The organism is Polaribacter sp. (assembly GCF_965660385.1).
Taxonomy (GTDB): Bacteria; Bacteroidota; Bacteroidia; order Flavobacteriales; family Flavobacteriaceae; genus Polaribacter.
Window position 1 is genome coordinate 106,186 of sequence record NZ_CBFHZT010000003.1, and the last position, 16,036, is coordinate 122,221.

Sequence of the window (16,036 nt, forward strand, 5' to 3'; positions counted from 1 at the left end):
ATTTTACGTCCTGTTTACTCGTAATTTTAAATAAAAAACCGATTCAATTTAAATTGAATCGGTTTTTGTTTTTTTTTGTTTGATGTGATTCTGAAACAAGTTCAGAATGACAGTTTGCTATCCTCCAAAGTCGTCAAAACGAATATTTTCATCAGGAATACCAAAATCTTCTCCCATTTTTTGAACGGCTTTGTTCATTAATGGTGGCCCACAGAAATACAATTCAATATCCTCTGGAGCATCATGATGATTTAAATAGTTTTCAATTACACAATTGTGAATGAAACCTACAAATCCATCACCTTCATCATCAATATCTTTTTTAACTTTCCAGTTATCTTCTTCCATTGGTTCAGATAATGCTAAGTAAAACTTAAAGTTAGGAAAGTCTTTTTCTAATTTGTAAAAGTGATCTAAATAAAATAATTCTCTTTTTGATCGTCCACCATACCAATAGGTTACTTTTCTACCTGTTTTTAAAGTTCTGAATAAGTGATATAAGTGAGAACGCATTGGAGCCATACCTGCACCACCACCAACATATAACATTTCTGCATCAGACTCATTGATAAAGAATTCTCCATAAGGACCTGAAATCACACACTTATCACCTTTTTTCAAATTGAAAATATAAGATGATGCTACACCAGGATTTACATCCATCCAACCATTTTTAGCTCTATCCCAAGGTGGAGTAGCAATACGAACGTTTAACATAATTTCTCTACCTTCTGCTGGATAAGAAGCCATAGAGTAAGCACGTTCTACTAATTCATCATTTTTCATCACTAATGGCCATAAACCAAATTTATCCCATTCAGCTTGAAACTTATCTGGAGTTTCGTGTTCCTCTGGATGTGCAGTAATATCCATTTCTGAAAACTTTACTTCACATGGTGGAATTTCTATCTGAATATAACCTCCAGCTTTATAGCCCATATCTTCAGGAATTTCAACAACAAATTCTTTGATAAATGAAGCTACATTATAATTTCTAACAACAACTGCATCCCATTTTTTAATTCCAAATACTTCTTCTGGAATGGTAATGTTCATATCTTGTTTTACTTTTACTTGACATGCCAAACGTGCCCCTGCTTTTAATTCTTTTTTTGTAAAGTGTGGCACTTCTGTTGGTAGCGCTTCACCACCACCTTCTAACACGTGGCATTCACACTGTATACAAGATCCACCACCACCACATGCAGATGGTAGGAATATTTTTTCGTTACCAAGTGTTGTTAATAGTGTGCTACCAGAACCTACTTCTATTTCTTTTTCTCCATTAATGGTAATTTTAACGGGACCAGAAGGAGATAGTTTTTGTTTTACGAATAGTAGTAATGTAACTAATATCAGCGTAATTAATAAAAAAGCTGCTACTGTTGCAATTACTGTACCTGTTGTACCTGCTGCTAATATCATTTGCCTAATTATTTATATTTGTATTGTCTGCTACAATTTTAGCATCCTTTTCTTTATCTAACTCTTTTTTAACCTCTGTTTTAGCTTCTTTAGCTGGAGTTTCTTTTTGCTCTTCGTCACCACCAGTTAACATACCACCAAAACTCATAAAACCTATTGCCATTAAACCTGTAATAATAAAAGTAATCCCTAATCCTCTTAATGCAGGTGGCACAGCAGAATATCTAATCTTTTCGCGAATTGCAGCAATTGCTAAAATGGCTAAAAACCATCCAATTCCAGAGCCAACTCCATAAGTAACAGCTAATCCAAATGTTGGTATTTCACGAGATTGCATAAATAAACTACCCCCCAAAATGGCACAGTTTACTGCAATTAATGGTAAGAAAATACCTAAAGAATTGTATAATGATGGCGAAAACTTCTCCACAATTATCTCTACCAATTGTACCATTGTTGCAATAGTAGCAATAAACATGATAAAAGATAAGAAGCTTAAATCGTAACTTGCATATTCTTCACCTAACCAAGATAATGCGCCTTCTTGTAAAATATACTGATCTAATAACCAGTTTAAAGGAACGGTTACTGTTAATACAAAGATAACAGCAGCTCCCATACCTACTGATGTAGATACTTTTTTTGATATGGCAAGGTAAGAACACATTCCTAAGAATGTAGCAAATACCATATTATCTATAAAAATCGACTTAAAAAATAATTCAATGTGTTCCATAATTTCTATGCTTCTTCGATTAATGCTTTGTTCTTAGTTCTCTGAACCCAAATGATGATTCCTACTACTATTAATGCCATTGGTGATAATAACATAAAGCCGTTATTTTCATAACCAAGTGCATACAAGCCTGTTTTTTCAATAGGATCTCCTAACACTTTAAAACCTAATAATGTACCAGATCCTAAAAGTTCTCTAAAAAAACCAACGATTACTAAAATAACACCATATCCTAAAGCATTTCCAATTCCGTCTAAGAAAGATTTCCAAGGCGTATTTCCTAAAGCAAAAGCTTCAAAACGGCCCATAATAATACAGTTTGTAATGATTAACCCTACAAAAACGGATAATGTTTTACTTAATTCGTAAGCAAAAGCTTTTAAAACTAAGTCTACAATAATAACAAGTGCAGCCACTACAATAAGTTGCACAATAATTCTAATTTTTGATGGAATAATGTTTCTCATTAAAGAGATAACCACATTACCTAAACCTAACACAAACATTACTGAAAGTGCCATTACAATAGACGCTTTTAATTCTGCAGTAATTGCTAATGCTGAACAAATTCCTAATACTTGAATTGTAATTGGGTTATTGTCGAATAATGGGTCTTTAATTAAACCTGCATCTTTTTTTGATAAGATTCCCATAAATTATTTTTTTAATGATTTAAAGTAAGGTACATACAATGATAAATCAGTTTTTATCATTGCAGAAACACCATCACCAGTAATTGTTGCACCAGCAATTGCATCTACTTCGTAATCTGTTTTATCTTCATTTTTTGGATCGTTATTACCTTTAGCAACAGTAATGCCTTTAAAAGTTCCGTTTTCAGTTAATAAATGTTCTCCGTAAAAATCATCCATAAAATAACGTTGCTTTATATTAGCACCCAAACCAGGAGTTTCCCCTTTATGATCAAAATAAGCTCCTTGAACTACCATATTTTCATCCATAGAAATATACCCCCAAATAGCATCCCATAAACCTTTACCATAAATAGGAGCTACGTAATATGTTTTACCATCTTTTTGGCCAACAAACAAAGGTAACTTTCTTGTTTTACCTGCTTTAGCATTGGCTTTTTGCTTTTTAATATCAATTAAATAAGCATCTTCGCTTTCAGAAATTTTATCCCCTTCAATAACGATTTGCTTTGTAATGTATTTATTAAATTCCTCACCAGCAACATCTGTAGATACAAAATTTGCACTTGATTCATCATTTTCATTTACACCCATTGCATATAGGATGTTTTGTTGCTTTTCTATTCTTTGATTTTCTTTGATATTAGGTTTTAAAGACGAAGCCATAAAAGCTAATAAAGAACCAACAATTAACACCATTACTACAGCGAAAATCATTGTATATCCATTACTATCTGTTTTCTTACTCATAACTAGGCAGTTTTAAGTTTAGCACGTTTCATTCTCTTTTTAACATTTCCTTGAACCACATAATGGTCAATTGTTGGCGCAAATACATTCATTAATAAAATTGCTAAGAATACTCCTTCTGGATATGCTGGATTGAATACACGAATCATAATTGAGATAAAACCGATTAAGAATCCGTAAATCCATTTTCCTTTATTAGTTTGCGAGGCAGTAACAGGATCTGTTGCCATATATACAGCACCAAAAGCTAAACCACCAATAATTAAATGTTCCCAAAAAGGAGCGCTCATTAATCCGTAAAATTTACTAGTATCAGTAATAATTCCAGAGCTTGCTACCCAGTTAAAAATTAATCCCATTGCTGCAGCACCTATAAAAGTAGATACGATAATTCTCCAGCTTCCAATTTTGGTAAAGATTAAAAATGCAGCACCTAATAATATTAGTAAAGTTGATGTTTCACCCACTGAACCCGGAATGAAACCCATAAATTTATCCCAAGTAGAATAGATTACTTCTTGATTTTGAGCATAACTACCTAAAATAGTTTCACCAGAAATAGCATCTGCTGTTCCAGCTCTATTTACAGCATCATGTACCCAAACTTTGTCTCCAGACATCCAAGTAGGATAAGCAAAAAATAAGAAAGCTCTAATGGTTAATGCAGGATTTAAAATATTCATTCCTGTACCACCAAATACTTCTTTTCCGATTACAACTCCGAAAATTACAGCTACAGATAACATCCATAATGGAGTATCTACAGGAACTATTAACGGAACTAACATCCCTGTAACTAAATAGCCTTCTTCTACTTCATGACCTTTGATTACTGCAAAAGTAAACTCTACAGCTAAACCAACTCCATAAGAAACAACTACTAATGGTAACACTTTTATGATACCAATCCATAAATTATCCCAAGTAAAGAAGTTTGCTAAAACGTCTGCTCTTAAGCTTGGATCGATTGCTGCATAATGCTGAAAACCTGCATTGAACATACTAAAAATTAATACAGGAATTAAAGACATAATCACTGTATTCATAGTACGCTTTAAATCGTCTGCTGCTTTAATATGAGTTCCTCCATGAGTTACCTCATTTGGTAAATATAAAAAGGTATGGATTGCGTTAAACGCAGGAGCCATTTTTGTGCCTTTATATTTCTCTTTTAAATTGTGTAAGTTTTGTTTTAAGCTCATAATCTTATCCTAATTCTTCTCTCATTAAATCTAAACCTTCACGAATAATTTTTTGATGTGGTTGTTTAGATACACAAATAAATTCGGTCAGTGCAAAATCTTCTGGGGCTACTTCGTAACCTCCTAAAGCTTCCATTTCATCTAAATCTTTATACATAAATGCTTTCAACAATTGCATTGGATAAATATCTAAAGGAAAAACATCTTCATAGGCACCAGTAACTACAAATGCTCTATGTTCACCATTAGTATTAGTATTTAGATCGTATTTTTTCTTAGGGTTTAACCAAGAAAATGTTAATGCTCTTGAAGTTGAGATTTTATTGAAAACAGGCTTATTCCATCCAAAGAATTCATAATCATCACCTTCAGGTATTGCAGTAATTTGATTGTCATAATACCCTAAAAAACCATCTTCTTTTACTTGAGTTCCAGATAATACATTTCCACTAATAACTCTAGTGTTTTCGGTATTTAAATTCCCTTTTGTTAAATCTGAAATATTAGCCCCAGCAATAGCAGTGATGTATTGAGGTGTATTAAATTGAGAACCTGTTAAAGCAATAGTTCTTTCAGCATTAAATTTACCTGTCAATAAAAGCTCACCAATGATTACTAAATCTTGCGGAGTTACAATCCAAACTACTTCACCTTTATTAATAGGGTCTATATTGGCAATTTGCGTACCTACATTCCCTGAAGGATGTGGTCCAGAAACATGGTGAATTTCTACACCTGCTAAGTTAGCTAATGGAGAGTTTCCTCCTTTACCAACAGAAATGTGCACTTTGCCTTCTGTTAATTTAGATACTGCAGTAATTGCAGCTTGTAATTCAGCCTCTTTACCAGCCAAAGTGTAATCTAAATCAGCGGCTAAAGGTGCACTAGCATACCCAGAAACAAAAATAGCTTTTGGTGCCTGATTTGGGTTAGCAACAACATCAAAAGGACGTTGTTTGATAAAAGGCCAACAACCAGTACTAAATAAGTGATTTTTCACTTCTTCAGCAGTCATTTTTGAGGCATCTTTTTTACCAAAGTCAGCATAAGTTTGTTTTGAATCAGCAGTAATCTTTATTGCTAATATTTTTCTTCTTGCTCCACGAATTACCTCAGAAACTTTACCAGCAACAGGACTAGGAAATAAAATGCGTTCGTCACTTTTTGAATAAAAAAGTGTTTCTCCAGCTTTTACTTCTGTACCTTCTTTGGCAACAAGTTTAGGTGTAATTCCGTGAAAGTCTTCTGGCTTAATTGCATAAACACTACTCAAAGTACTAGATGTAGTGGTTTTTTCTGCAATACCAACAAGCTTAATATCTAAGCCTTTTTTAATACGAATGTCTTTTGACATAGTAAATTCGGAATTTTAGTTATCTAAAAAAATCAAGCAAATTTACGGCTTTTAGCAAATATTTCAGACATAAAACTTCTGATATGTTTGCGAAAGAATCTTATTTATAATCATTATAAATAATTAAAAATAAGGAAAACGTTGTAGTGGTTTGTTTTTGGCTTAAATTTTGATTATCATTAAAAATGAATCCCTATTTTTGTGAAATGCTTAAAACATTTTTATCTTTCTTTTTTCTGATTACATTAGAAGTTTTTGCTCAAAATATAAAATCGGTTCAGTTAAGACCTTTACAAGAAAATAATTTTTCTACGATAGTACCTTTAGGCACTGTGTTAGAATTGTCATTTGATGATTTAGATGCTGATAGTAAAGATTATGCGTATAGAATTGAGCACATGACACATGATTGGAAAAAAAGCAGATTGCTTTCCAGTCAATTTATAGATGGTTTTGATGAAAACACCATTATTAATGTTACCAATTCTTTTAATACTTTTCAAAGTTATACACATTATTCAGTTCGAATTCCTAATGTAAATACTATCATAACCAAAAGTGGTAATTACTTATTATCTGTTTTAAATGATAATGATGAGGTGTTGTTTACTAGAAAATTTGTGCTTTATGAAAATGCTGCAACAATAGGTGTGCAAGTATCCAGAAGTAGAAATGCAAAAACAGTAAATACCCAACAAACAGTAGAATTTACTGTTAATCATCCTAATTTGCGTATCAATAATCCATCACAAGAAGTAAATGTTGTATTGTTAAAAAACGAAAACTGGAACGAAAAAATTACAGATTTACAACCAACCTTTTTTAAACCAAACCAATTAAAATATACGTATACCAACAAAACTAATTTTTGGGGAGGTAATGAATATTTAAATTTTGATAGTAAATCCATCAGAAATAAAAGTCTAAATGTGGTTAAGATAGAAATGAAAGATATTTTTCATCACTATTTATACCCTTATACTTATAACCCATTTTTAACATATCGATTTAATCCAGATATCAATGGGCAATTTGTAATTAGAACCTTAGAAGGTGCAGATGCAAATACAGAAGCAGACTATGCAATGATGCATTTTACGTTATATGCTGATAAACCTTTTGAAGGGAAAGAAGTATTTATATATGGTGCCTTCAATAATTTTTCAGTAGATGATGCAACTAGAATGGACTATGATTTTGAAGATAATAGCTATAAAGCTGCTATTTTGTTTAAACAAGGTTTTTACAATTATACGTTTGCAACAAGAGATAATTATGGAAATGTAAATACGAAAGATATTACTGGTACTTTTTTTCAAACAGAAAATCAATATACAGTTATTACTTATTTTAAGCCTTTTGGCGGTTTGTATGATAGAGTAATAGGTGTTGGAACTACATTTTTTGACCAAAACAGATAATTAATTTTTGATTTGCGTTTTTTAATCAAAAAAACTACATTTACCAGCAATGGTAGAACAAATTACAAAAGGAATACGCATTTCTGTAAAAACAAAATACAATGGAACCAGTTATAGAAATAACAGGTTATATTATGTCTTTGCGTATTTTATTACTATCGAAAATCACTCTTTAGAAACCGTAAAACTTACAGATCGTTACTGGAAGATTTTTGATTCACTAAATAAAACAGAAATTGTAGAAGGTGAGGGGGTAGTTGGGCAAACACCTGTATTAAAACCAAATGACACCTATTCTTACAGTTCGGGTTGTTTCTTAGAATCAACTATAGGAGCAATGAAAGGTTTTTATATAATGAAAAACCTAACTACTTTAGAAAACTTTAACGTTGTTATACCTACCTTTCAACTCTCAACTCCAATCTTATCAAACTAATAAAAAAGAAAAATAAAGTTGCTAAAATTAAAGACCCCTCTTGTTTAAATTGTGGGCATCCTTTTTTTGGCGCTGAAAAATTTTGTCCAGAATGTGGGCAAGCCAATAAAGGAAACAAAATTACTTTTTGGAGTTTTGTACATGAGGTTTTTAATGGTTTGTTTAATTTTGAGGCTAAGTTTTGGACAACAATCATACCGCTTTTAATAAATCCGGGTAAAGTTTCTAGAGATTATATTGATGGAAAAAGACAACGATACTCTAACCCATTTCGATTCTATTTAACAGTCTCAATTATTTTTTTCTTAATAGTAGGGCTAACAAAAACCATTGAAAAATACGAAGCGCTAACACATGATTCTTATGCAGAAACAGAAGCTGTTGAAGAACAGAAAGATTCTGTAATAGAGGAGAAGAAAATTCCTACAGTACAAGAATTAGATTCTATAAAAAATGAACTAGATAAGGATTTAAAAAAATCATTTATCCCAGAATCTGCAAGAAAAAAGATTTTAGAAGAAGTAGAAAAAAACGCAAAAGATACTACCAAAACTAAAAATAATGGTGTAAACTTTAATTTTGGTGATACAGATTTAGACAGGCTTTCTTCTTTTGTAAAAAAATACCCGAGTTCTAAAGCTGATGTTGCTTTAGATTCTTTAGGATTGACTAAAAATTTTACCAATCGATTTTTGTTTACAAGAGCAAAAACTTTGTACGCTATAACAAAAGATGATGATAGTAAAGAGCAGTTTTTGAGTCAGGCCTTGTCTTATGGTTCAATTGCTCTTTTTATACTGCTTCCATTTTTTACTTTGTTTTTAAGGTTTTATTATATCCGAAGAAAATTTACTTATATAGACCATCTTATTTTCGTGTTTCATATTCAAACGGTCTTTTTTATGTTGTTTTCTATCTTTTTTATTTTAAGATTATGCACACTCAGGCCTGAAATATGGATTTTTATTTTGTTGTTTCTGCTCTACCTATTTATCGCAATGAAAAAATTTTATCAGCAAGGCTATATCAAAACTTTTTTAAAATTTATTTTGCTAAACTTAAGTTATTTGTTGGTAGCTTCTGTAGGTTTTATTTTGGTGTTTTTGGTGTCATTTGCATTATTCTAAAATCTTAGTTTTTTAATTTTAGTGCATTGAGCCATCCAAATTATTCAAGATTATATTCTAAATGATTTAAAAGGTCAAAATATGTTATTTTTATGTTGTTTTGATCTTTTTGAAATGAAGTAACACTAACAGTCTGTACAAAATCACGTTTCATTTTTGGCGATGTTTCTGGGGTTCCTAAATGTTCGTTATTATGAAAATTTAAAATATTATCTTGAGAAAAGTTTTTATTTTTAACTAACCAATCTTGAAACCACTTTTCTCTACATTGCTTCATCTTTTTAGTATATAAAGTAGATGATGACCAAATTTTGGGCTCTTGATTCAGTTGGGTAAAATGTTTTTGATTACCATCCCAAACTAACTCATGGGTTTCTAAATTTGTTTTCCAATCAACTAAAATTAAAGTAAATGGCTCTATATTTATAAAATCAAAATCTTTAATATATTTTATAGCATCTTCTGTAGAAAGTATATTCTTAACAATAATGCCTCTACTCATTTTATAGGGCAGTTTTCTTATATGATTTTCAAAACCACCATTTAACAAACATACTAATCTCTTTTTGTTACTAGTACCAATCCAAGTTCCTCCAGCAATAACATCTTTTGGATACATTAGCTCAGCATCTTTTTCAATATATTTTTTTGGTGGAATGGTTTTTCTTAAAGGAGTTTCATCTCTATTAGCTGTTATTATAAAATTATCATCAGATAAAGGTAAATAAGTTACTGTGCACATGTAAATTCTCGGTTTGTTAATTTATCATAAAGTTTAAATTTTGATGTTATCGTTGAATTTATGATAACAAAAGACATTAAATAGTACTTAAATTTATTGAAACAAAAATTGTAACTTTGTTACTTTCAAAATTAGTCGAAACAAATTTAAAAACATACAATATGACAAGAGGATTTTTTAATGTTCCTACAGCAGTTAATGAACCTGTAAAAAGTTATGCTCCAGGATCTCCAGAAAGAGAAGAATTATTAGCAACGTATAAAACAATGTTTAATAGTTCTGTGGATGTACCAATGCATATAAATGGTAAAGAAGTTAGAACCGGAAACACTAAAAATATTACACCTCCACACGATCATCAACACATTTTAGGGCAATACCATATAGCAGAAAAAAGCCATGTAGATGAAGCTATAGCTACTGCATTAGCAGCAAGACAAGCTTGGTCTTCTATTTCATGGATGGAAAGAGCATCTATCTTTTTAAAAGCTGCAGAATTGTTATCAGGGCCATACAGAGCAAAAATGAATGCAGCAACGATGATTGCTCAATCAAAAAACGTATATCAAGCAGAAATTGATGCAGCTTGTGAAATGATAGATTTCTTTAAGTTTAATGTGCAATATATGACTGATATTTTTAAAGATCAGCCAGCTTCTGCACCTGGAATTTGGAACAGAGTAGAGTATAGACCTTTAGAAGGATTTGTTTATGCAATATCACCTTTTAACTTTACATCTATTGCTGCAAATTTACCAGCTGCTGCTGCGTTAATGGGGAATGTTGTGGTTTGGAAACCATCTGATCATCAAGCGTATTCTGCTCAAGTAATTGTAGATTTATTCAAAGAAGCAGGTTTACCTGATGGCGTTATAAATGTTGTTTATGGAGATCCAGTTATGATTTCTGATACTTGTTTGTCATCACCAGATTTTTCTGGCTTACATTTTACAGGTTCTACAACTGTATTTAAAAACTTATGGAAACAGATTGGTAACAACATTCATAATTATAAAACCTACCCAAGAATTGTAGGTGAAACTGGTGGAAAAGACTTTATTTGGGCACACAATTCTGCAAATCCTTTGCAAGTTGCAACAGCAATTACAAGAGGAGCTTTTGAATATCAAGGTCAGAAATGTTCAGCAGCTTCACGTGCTTATATTCCAGTTTCAATTTGGGAAGATGTAAGAAAACATTTAGAAAAGCAAACATCAGAGTTAAAAATGGGTTCTCCTGAAAATCCAGATAATTTTATCAATGCAGTTATTCACGAAGGTTCTTTTGATAAAATTACAAAGTACATTGATGCAGCAAAAGCTGATGCTGATGCAGAAGTTATTATTGGTGGTAATTATGATAAATCTAAAGGATATTTTATACAACCAACTGTTATTTTAGCAAAATCGCCAACGTATGCTACTATGACAACTGAATTATTTGGACCTGTAATTACCATTTATATTTATGAAGATGATAACATAGATGAATCATTAAAATTAGTTGATGAATCTACTGAATATGCATTAACAGGTGCTATTTTTTCTACGGATAGATATATTGTTGAGAAAGCTTCTAAAGCTTTAGAAAATGCAGCTGGTAATTTTTATATAAATGATAAACCAACAGGAGCAGTTGTTGGGCAGCAACCTTTTGGAGGTGCAAGAGCATCAGGAACCAATGATAAAGCTGGTTCTGCTCAAAATTTATTAAGATGGACGTCTGTTCGTTTGATAAAAGAAACATTTGTGTCACCAGAAGATTATAAATACCCATTTTTAGGATAATAATAAAACTTATCACAAAAAAAATGAGGCTATCTGAAAAGTATGTTTGGATGTCCTTTTGAGCGAAGTCGAAAAATCTATGTATTTAATTATCAATAAATAAGATTTCTCCATTGCAGTCGAAATGACAAATTTTTGATACTTTTTAGACAGCCTCATTTTTTTTAACTTCTAAAATTTAAAACTGATATCTTACAGATAACGAAGCATCAGAATTAACACCTGTTAAACCACCTGCAATTCCTATTTCTGGTCTATAGTCAATTGATAATAAAATTGGTGCATTAAAATTATATTCTATACCCACAACTCCAGAACCATAAATCCCTGTTCCGTTAGCAGAAACAATACCACCACCAAAACCTGCATACCAATTAAATTTTTCTTCTAAATTCCAAACCCATTGGTATAAACCAGTAGCTTTAAAGTTGGTAAACTCATTTGCCAAGCCTAAATCAATTTCTAATCTATTATTACTTCCTAAAGCTTTTTGGTAAGAAATTTCTCCACCTACACCATTTCCACCTCCAAAACGTAAACCAATGGCATTGTCGGAAATTTCTTGAGCATTTGCCGTAAATGTTGCTGTAATTATTAAACTGAATATTAAAAATACTTTTTTCATACTATTATTATTTTAATTTATGTACTTACAAAAGTAAAACCTTAGAGGCATCTGTTTGGACTCATATGATTTATTTTTTGTTAAAATAAAATCAATTGATGAAATTTTTTGATTCAAAAAGGAAAATTTATAGAACAATATATTTAAACTTAGGGTTAAAAATATAAAAGGCAATACTTATTTTTAAATAATAAACTACACTTTTTAGAGAGTTTCATCTTAAAGAAATGTCATATTGTAGAAAGCTTTTGTATTTTTACTTTTTTTAATTTTTATGATATGAATATCCATTTTATAGCCATAGGTGGCAGTGCTATGCACAATTTAGCAATAGCATTACACCAAAAAGGATACCAAGTTGTTGGTAGTGATGATACCATTCACGATCCTTCAAAATCTCGACTAGAAAAATATGGTTTGTTACCAAAAGAATTCGGATGGTTTCCAGATAAAATTACAACAGAATTGGATGTTGTCATTTTAGGAATGCATGCAAAAAAAGATAATCCTGAATTACTAAAAGCCCAAGAATTAGGTTTAAAAATTTATTCTTATCCAGAGTTTTTATATGAGCAATCTAAAGATAAAACTCGTGTTGTTATTGGTGGCTCTCATGGAAAAACAACCATTACTTCTATGATTTTACATGTGTTGAATTATCATGAAAAAGAAGTTGATTACATGGTTGGTGCCCAGTTAGAAGGTTTTGAAACCATGGTACATTTAACACAAGACAACGATTTTATTGTTTTAGAGGGTGATGAATATTTAAGTTCACCTATAGATATGCGCCCAAAGTTTCATTTATACAAACCAAATATTGCTTTATTAAGTGGCATTGCTTGGGATCACATCAATGTTTTTCCAACTTTTGAAAATTATAAAGAACAGTTTAAAATTTTTACTGACGCTATGATTAATGGAGGAAGTATGGTGTATAATGTTGAAGATGATAATGTAAAAGATGTTGTTGAATCGTCTGAAAATCACATTAAAAAATACCCTTATGAAACTCCAAGTCATTTTATAGATGATGGCATCACCTATTTAGAAACAGCAGAAGGCGATTTACCTTTAGAGGTTTTTGGAAAACACAATTTGCAAAACTTAGCGGGTGCAAAATGGATTTGCCAACATATGGGAATAGATGAAGACGACTTTTATGAAGCAATTGCTAGTTTTTCTGGAGCCAACAAACGATTAGAAAAGATTGCAGAAAACAATTCTACCGTAATTTTTAAAGATTTTGCGCATTCACCAAGTAAGGTTTTTGCAACCACAAAAGCTGTAAAAGAGCAGTATAAAAACAGAACTGTTTTAGCCTGCTTAGAATTGCATACCTACTCTAGCTTAAATGCCGAGTTTTTAGCAGAATACAAAGGAGCCCTAGATTTTGCAGATAAAGCTGTTGTTTTTTATTCTCCACACGCAGTCAAAATTAAACAGTTAGATGAAGTAACAGAAGCGCAAATTGCCAATGCTTTTAAACGTGATGATTTAATTATCTATACAAATCCAACTGAATTTAAGAACTTTTTATTCCGTCAGAATTTAGAAAAAACAGCCTTGGTTTTAATGAGTTCTGGTAATTATGGAGGTTTAGATTTTGAAGAAGTTAAACGTTTGATTTAAGGTTTAAATCTGATTATCAAAAATTTCAGAAACAGTTGCAATCATTTTATCATTTTCAGAATACATAAGTTGGTAACAGTTTACGTCACTAAACCAATCTAAAAATAGTTGTGCGTTTTCTGGTATTGGAGATAGCCATGAATCCGGAATTAATTGTTGAAAGGCATCAAGCTTAGAAATCTTTTTGCATTTTAATCCGCTATCTTTTTGATATTTTATAAAAATAAGATTATTGCATGGTAAATGTTGTAAATAATTGGTGTTATTTGGTTTTAAATAGCGTACTATTTTATTGAGTCTTTTAAAATGAAATTCTGCACTGGTTTCTAATTCAGGATAAAAAGGTAATAACGTTTCTAAGCTATTTTTTTTAATAGAAATTGATGCAGGAAAACTAAATACTTCTTTTTTTTCGATATCCATAGGTACAAAATCATCAGCTAAACAAGTAAAACCATGCGCTTGTAAGAGTGCTAAAGATGTACTTTTTCCATTACCAGAATCCCCTAAAAAAAGCATTGACTTTTTACCATTGCTAATGGCAGATGCATGAAAAACACCCATCCATTCTTCCTCTGGTTTTTGATGGATTTTTTGAATAAATTCCATCGAAAATTTTCCTTGAAAATAATGCAAATCAAAACTACTCCAAGAACCTATATATGTATTGTTTACATATAAGAATATAAAATTGTTATGTATAAAAACATCGAATTCATGTTGATACGTTTTAACAGCATCAACAGTTAAGTGGTCAAATTTCGGGTGTATGTGATACAACTCTTTTTCTCCTAAAAAAGATACTTTAAAGATGATGTTATTTACTTTATAAAACTTTATAAATTCATAGGTTTTTGGTTTTTTTATATCTCTATAATCGTTAGCTATTTTTTCTTTAGGTGTATTTTTAAGATCATAAACCTCTTTTTTTAGATGAATAATAAAATCTTCAGCTTTTTCTAGAGGAACATTTATTTTTTTAGACAATCCTTTAGCAATTTCTTTAATGGGGATATTTTTATCTAATCTTTTTAAAATATCTGCTGTTGTATTTTCTAATACTACGTATTCATTACTATTTTTAAACCAAGTAATGGTTTTGTCTTCTACAACTTTGTACAAAGCCTTTTTTATTTCCATAAAATAAAAGTACTTATTTTAAGTGTAACACAACAAAAAACGCCTCAAAAAATTGAGGCGTTTATTTGATAAAAATATTAGCTTTTTACTATTTTACCAATTGATTCTAAAAGTTGTGGATTGTCTTCTAAGGCTATTTTTGCCACTGCATAAAATTCGCTCATCCAGTCGTCTATTTCTGCAAATGCTTTGTCTTTTGCTTTTGTTGCATCTTGACTTTCTCCTTTTTCACGTAAATAGGTGGCTCTTGCTTCTTCTAAATTGGTTATCAAAGTTATTGTACCGCTTATTTCTTCTAGGGTTATCTTTAGCCTTACCAATTTGGTTTGTATGGCTGTATCTTCTGATGCTACTGCATAAAATTTCTTAACGGTTTCTAACCATTTAATATAAGCTGTTGGTAAACTGCCTGTTAAAGCCAATCTGCTTAATGTTGTGGGCTCTTTTCTGAAAATTACTTTTGCTTTTTTTCTGTGTAGCGAATATGTCTTTGCTAAATTTTCTTTTGTAGTAGCAAAATTATTGTAAGATTCTGTGGTTTCGTCGTCTTCTTTTTGGTTGAAGTCAAAGGCTTCTCGTGTTTTTGTTAATAAGGTTTTGCCTTCTGTTAACAAGGTTTCGTCATAGCCAAATTCTGCCATAATAGTGGCTATTTCTGTTTGACTTGCTGTGTTTTCGAGTGCTACTCTGTACTGCTCTAGTGTTTCTGCTTCTGATAATGTTCTTTTTGTTGCCATTTTGCAATTTGTTTTTAGTTACTATTCTGTTTATTGCTATTTCCTTGCGGATGTTTGCCTGTTCCTTACAAGTCTTAATGCATTCCTTACAGTTGTTTTTCTTTTCCTTATGGCTTTTGGTCTGCTCCTTGTAGTTTGTTTTGTGTTCCTTACTGGTTTTTTTTCACTCCTTATAATTTGTTGTGCCTAATTTACTGTTTTTCTTTGTTTTCTTAACGTTTTTTTTGTTGGACTTATCATCTTCTTTAACAAATAGTAATTTTGTACGC

General features: G+C 31.1%; 15 protein-coding genes. 5 read left to right on the plus strand and 10 right to left on the minus strand.

What is annotated here, in order from left to right; translation table 11 throughout:
* Nucleotides 1-117 precede the first annotated feature (117 nt).
* The 6 genes from nqrF to ACTG3V_RS01985 are packed head-to-tail and all read right to left on the minus strand — an operon-like array spanning nucleotide 118 to nucleotide 6,120.
* Nucleotides 118-1,425 (minus strand): NADH:ubiquinone reductase (Na(+)-transporting) subunit F, encoded by a 1,308-nt coding sequence (gene nqrF / locus ACTG3V_RS01960; RefSeq protein ID WP_439130439.1) that lies wholly within the window; start codon nucleotides 1,423-1,425, stop codon nucleotides 118-120.
* A 4-nt stretch (nucleotides 1,426-1,429) separates the two neighbouring features.
* Nucleotides 1,430-2,161 (minus strand): NADH:ubiquinone reductase (Na(+)-transporting) subunit E, encoded by a 732-nt coding sequence (gene nqrE, locus ACTG3V_RS01965; RefSeq protein ID WP_439130440.1) that lies wholly within the window; start codon nucleotides 2,159-2,161, stop codon nucleotides 1,430-1,432.
* A gap of 5 nt (nucleotides 2,162-2,166) precedes the next feature.
* Nucleotides 2,167-2,814: an NADH:ubiquinone reductase (Na(+)-transporting) subunit D gene (locus ACTG3V_RS01970; protein ID WP_439130441.1), complete on the minus strand. Its 648-nt coding sequence runs from the start codon at nucleotides 2,812-2,814 to the stop codon at nucleotides 2,167-2,169.
* 3 nt (nucleotides 2,815-2,817) lie between these two features.
* Entirely contained in the window at nucleotides 2,818-3,564 is a 747-nt protein-coding gene (locus tag ACTG3V_RS01975; RefSeq protein WP_439130442.1) for a Na(+)-translocating NADH-quinone reductase subunit C, read from the minus strand.
* Nucleotides 3,565-3,566: 2 nt separating this feature from the next.
* The gene (locus ACTG3V_RS01980) at nucleotides 3,567-4,766 is read right to left on the minus strand and encodes an NADH:ubiquinone reductase (Na(+)-transporting) subunit B (protein WP_439130443.1); all 1,200 of its coding nucleotides are present in this window, start codon (nucleotides 4,764-4,766) and stop codon (nucleotides 3,567-3,569) included.
* Nucleotides 4,767-4,770: 4 nt separating this feature from the next.
* Nucleotides 4,771-6,120: a Na(+)-translocating NADH-quinone reductase subunit A gene (locus ACTG3V_RS01985; RefSeq protein WP_439130444.1), complete on the minus strand. Its 1,350-nt coding sequence runs from the start codon at nucleotides 6,118-6,120 to the stop codon at nucleotides 4,771-4,773.
* Between the two features lie 185 nt (nucleotides 6,121-6,305).
* On the opposite strand from ACTG3V_RS01985, the gene ACTG3V_RS01990 reads away from it, so the two are divergent.
* The 3 genes from ACTG3V_RS01990 (at nucleotide 6,306) to ACTG3V_RS02000 (ending at nucleotide 9,104) form a co-directional block, all read left to right on the plus strand.
* On the plus strand, nucleotides 6,306-7,541 hold the full coding sequence (locus ACTG3V_RS01990; protein ID WP_439130445.1) for a DUF5103 domain-containing protein: 1,236 nt from the start codon (nucleotides 6,306-6,308) through the stop codon (nucleotides 7,539-7,541).
* Nucleotides 7,542-7,590: 49 nt separating this feature from the next.
* The gene (gene apaG, locus ACTG3V_RS01995) at nucleotides 7,591-7,977 is read left to right on the plus strand and encodes a Co2+/Mg2+ efflux protein ApaG (RefSeq protein ID WP_439130446.1); all 387 of its coding nucleotides are present in this window, start codon (nucleotides 7,591-7,593) and stop codon (nucleotides 7,975-7,977) included.
* A 158-nt stretch (nucleotides 7,978-8,135) separates the two neighbouring features.
* Complete coding sequence (locus ACTG3V_RS02000; RefSeq protein ID WP_439130447.1) at nucleotides 8,136-9,104, plus strand: DUF3667 domain-containing protein; 969 nt, start codon at nucleotides 8,136-8,138, stop codon at nucleotides 9,102-9,104.
* Between the two features lie 40 nt (nucleotides 9,105-9,144).
* Here ACTG3V_RS02000 and ACTG3V_RS02005 read toward each other — a convergent pair whose 3' ends face one another.
* A complete protein-coding gene (locus ACTG3V_RS02005) occupies nucleotides 9,145-9,846 on the minus strand; it encodes an NRDE family protein (protein WP_439130448.1) in 702 nt (233 codons plus the stop codon).
* A 161-nt stretch (nucleotides 9,847-10,007) separates the two neighbouring features.
* Here ACTG3V_RS02005 and pruA point away from each other — a divergent pair, with 161 nt between their 5' ends.
* Nucleotides 10,008-11,633, plus strand: a complete 1,626-nt coding sequence (pruA, locus tag ACTG3V_RS02010; RefSeq protein WP_439130449.1) for an L-glutamate gamma-semialdehyde dehydrogenase — start codon at nucleotides 10,008-10,010, stop codon at nucleotides 11,631-11,633.
* A 178-nt stretch (nucleotides 11,634-11,811) separates the two neighbouring features.
* Here the strand turns inward: pruA and ACTG3V_RS02015 are convergent, their stop codons facing one another.
* Nucleotides 11,812-12,258 carry a hypothetical protein gene (locus tag ACTG3V_RS02015; protein ID WP_439130450.1) on the minus strand — a complete coding sequence of 149 codons (447 nt, stop codon included), beginning with the start codon at nucleotides 12,256-12,258 and terminating at the stop codon, nucleotides 11,812-11,814.
* Nucleotides 12,259-12,537: 279 nt separating this feature from the next.
* On the opposite strand from ACTG3V_RS02015, the gene ACTG3V_RS02020 reads away from it, so the two are divergent.
* On the plus strand, nucleotides 12,538-13,890 hold the full coding sequence (locus ACTG3V_RS02020; protein ID WP_439130451.1) for a UDP-N-acetylmuramate--L-alanine ligase: 1,353 nt from the start codon (nucleotides 12,538-12,540) through the stop codon (nucleotides 13,888-13,890).
* Between the two features lie 3 nt (nucleotides 13,891-13,893).
* On the opposite strand, the gene ACTG3V_RS02025 is transcribed toward ACTG3V_RS02020, so the two are convergent.
* Nucleotides 13,894-15,030 carry a hypothetical protein gene (locus ACTG3V_RS02025; RefSeq protein ID WP_439130452.1) on the minus strand — a complete coding sequence of 379 codons (1,137 nt, stop codon included), beginning with the start codon at nucleotides 15,028-15,030 and terminating at the stop codon, nucleotides 13,894-13,896.
* 77 nt (nucleotides 15,031-15,107) lie between these two features.
* Nucleotides 15,108-15,767, minus strand: coding sequence for a hypothetical protein (locus ACTG3V_RS02030; protein WP_439130453.1), 660 nt, complete (start codon nucleotides 15,765-15,767; stop codon nucleotides 15,108-15,110).
* Between the last annotated feature and the right edge of the window lie 269 nt (nucleotides 15,768-16,036).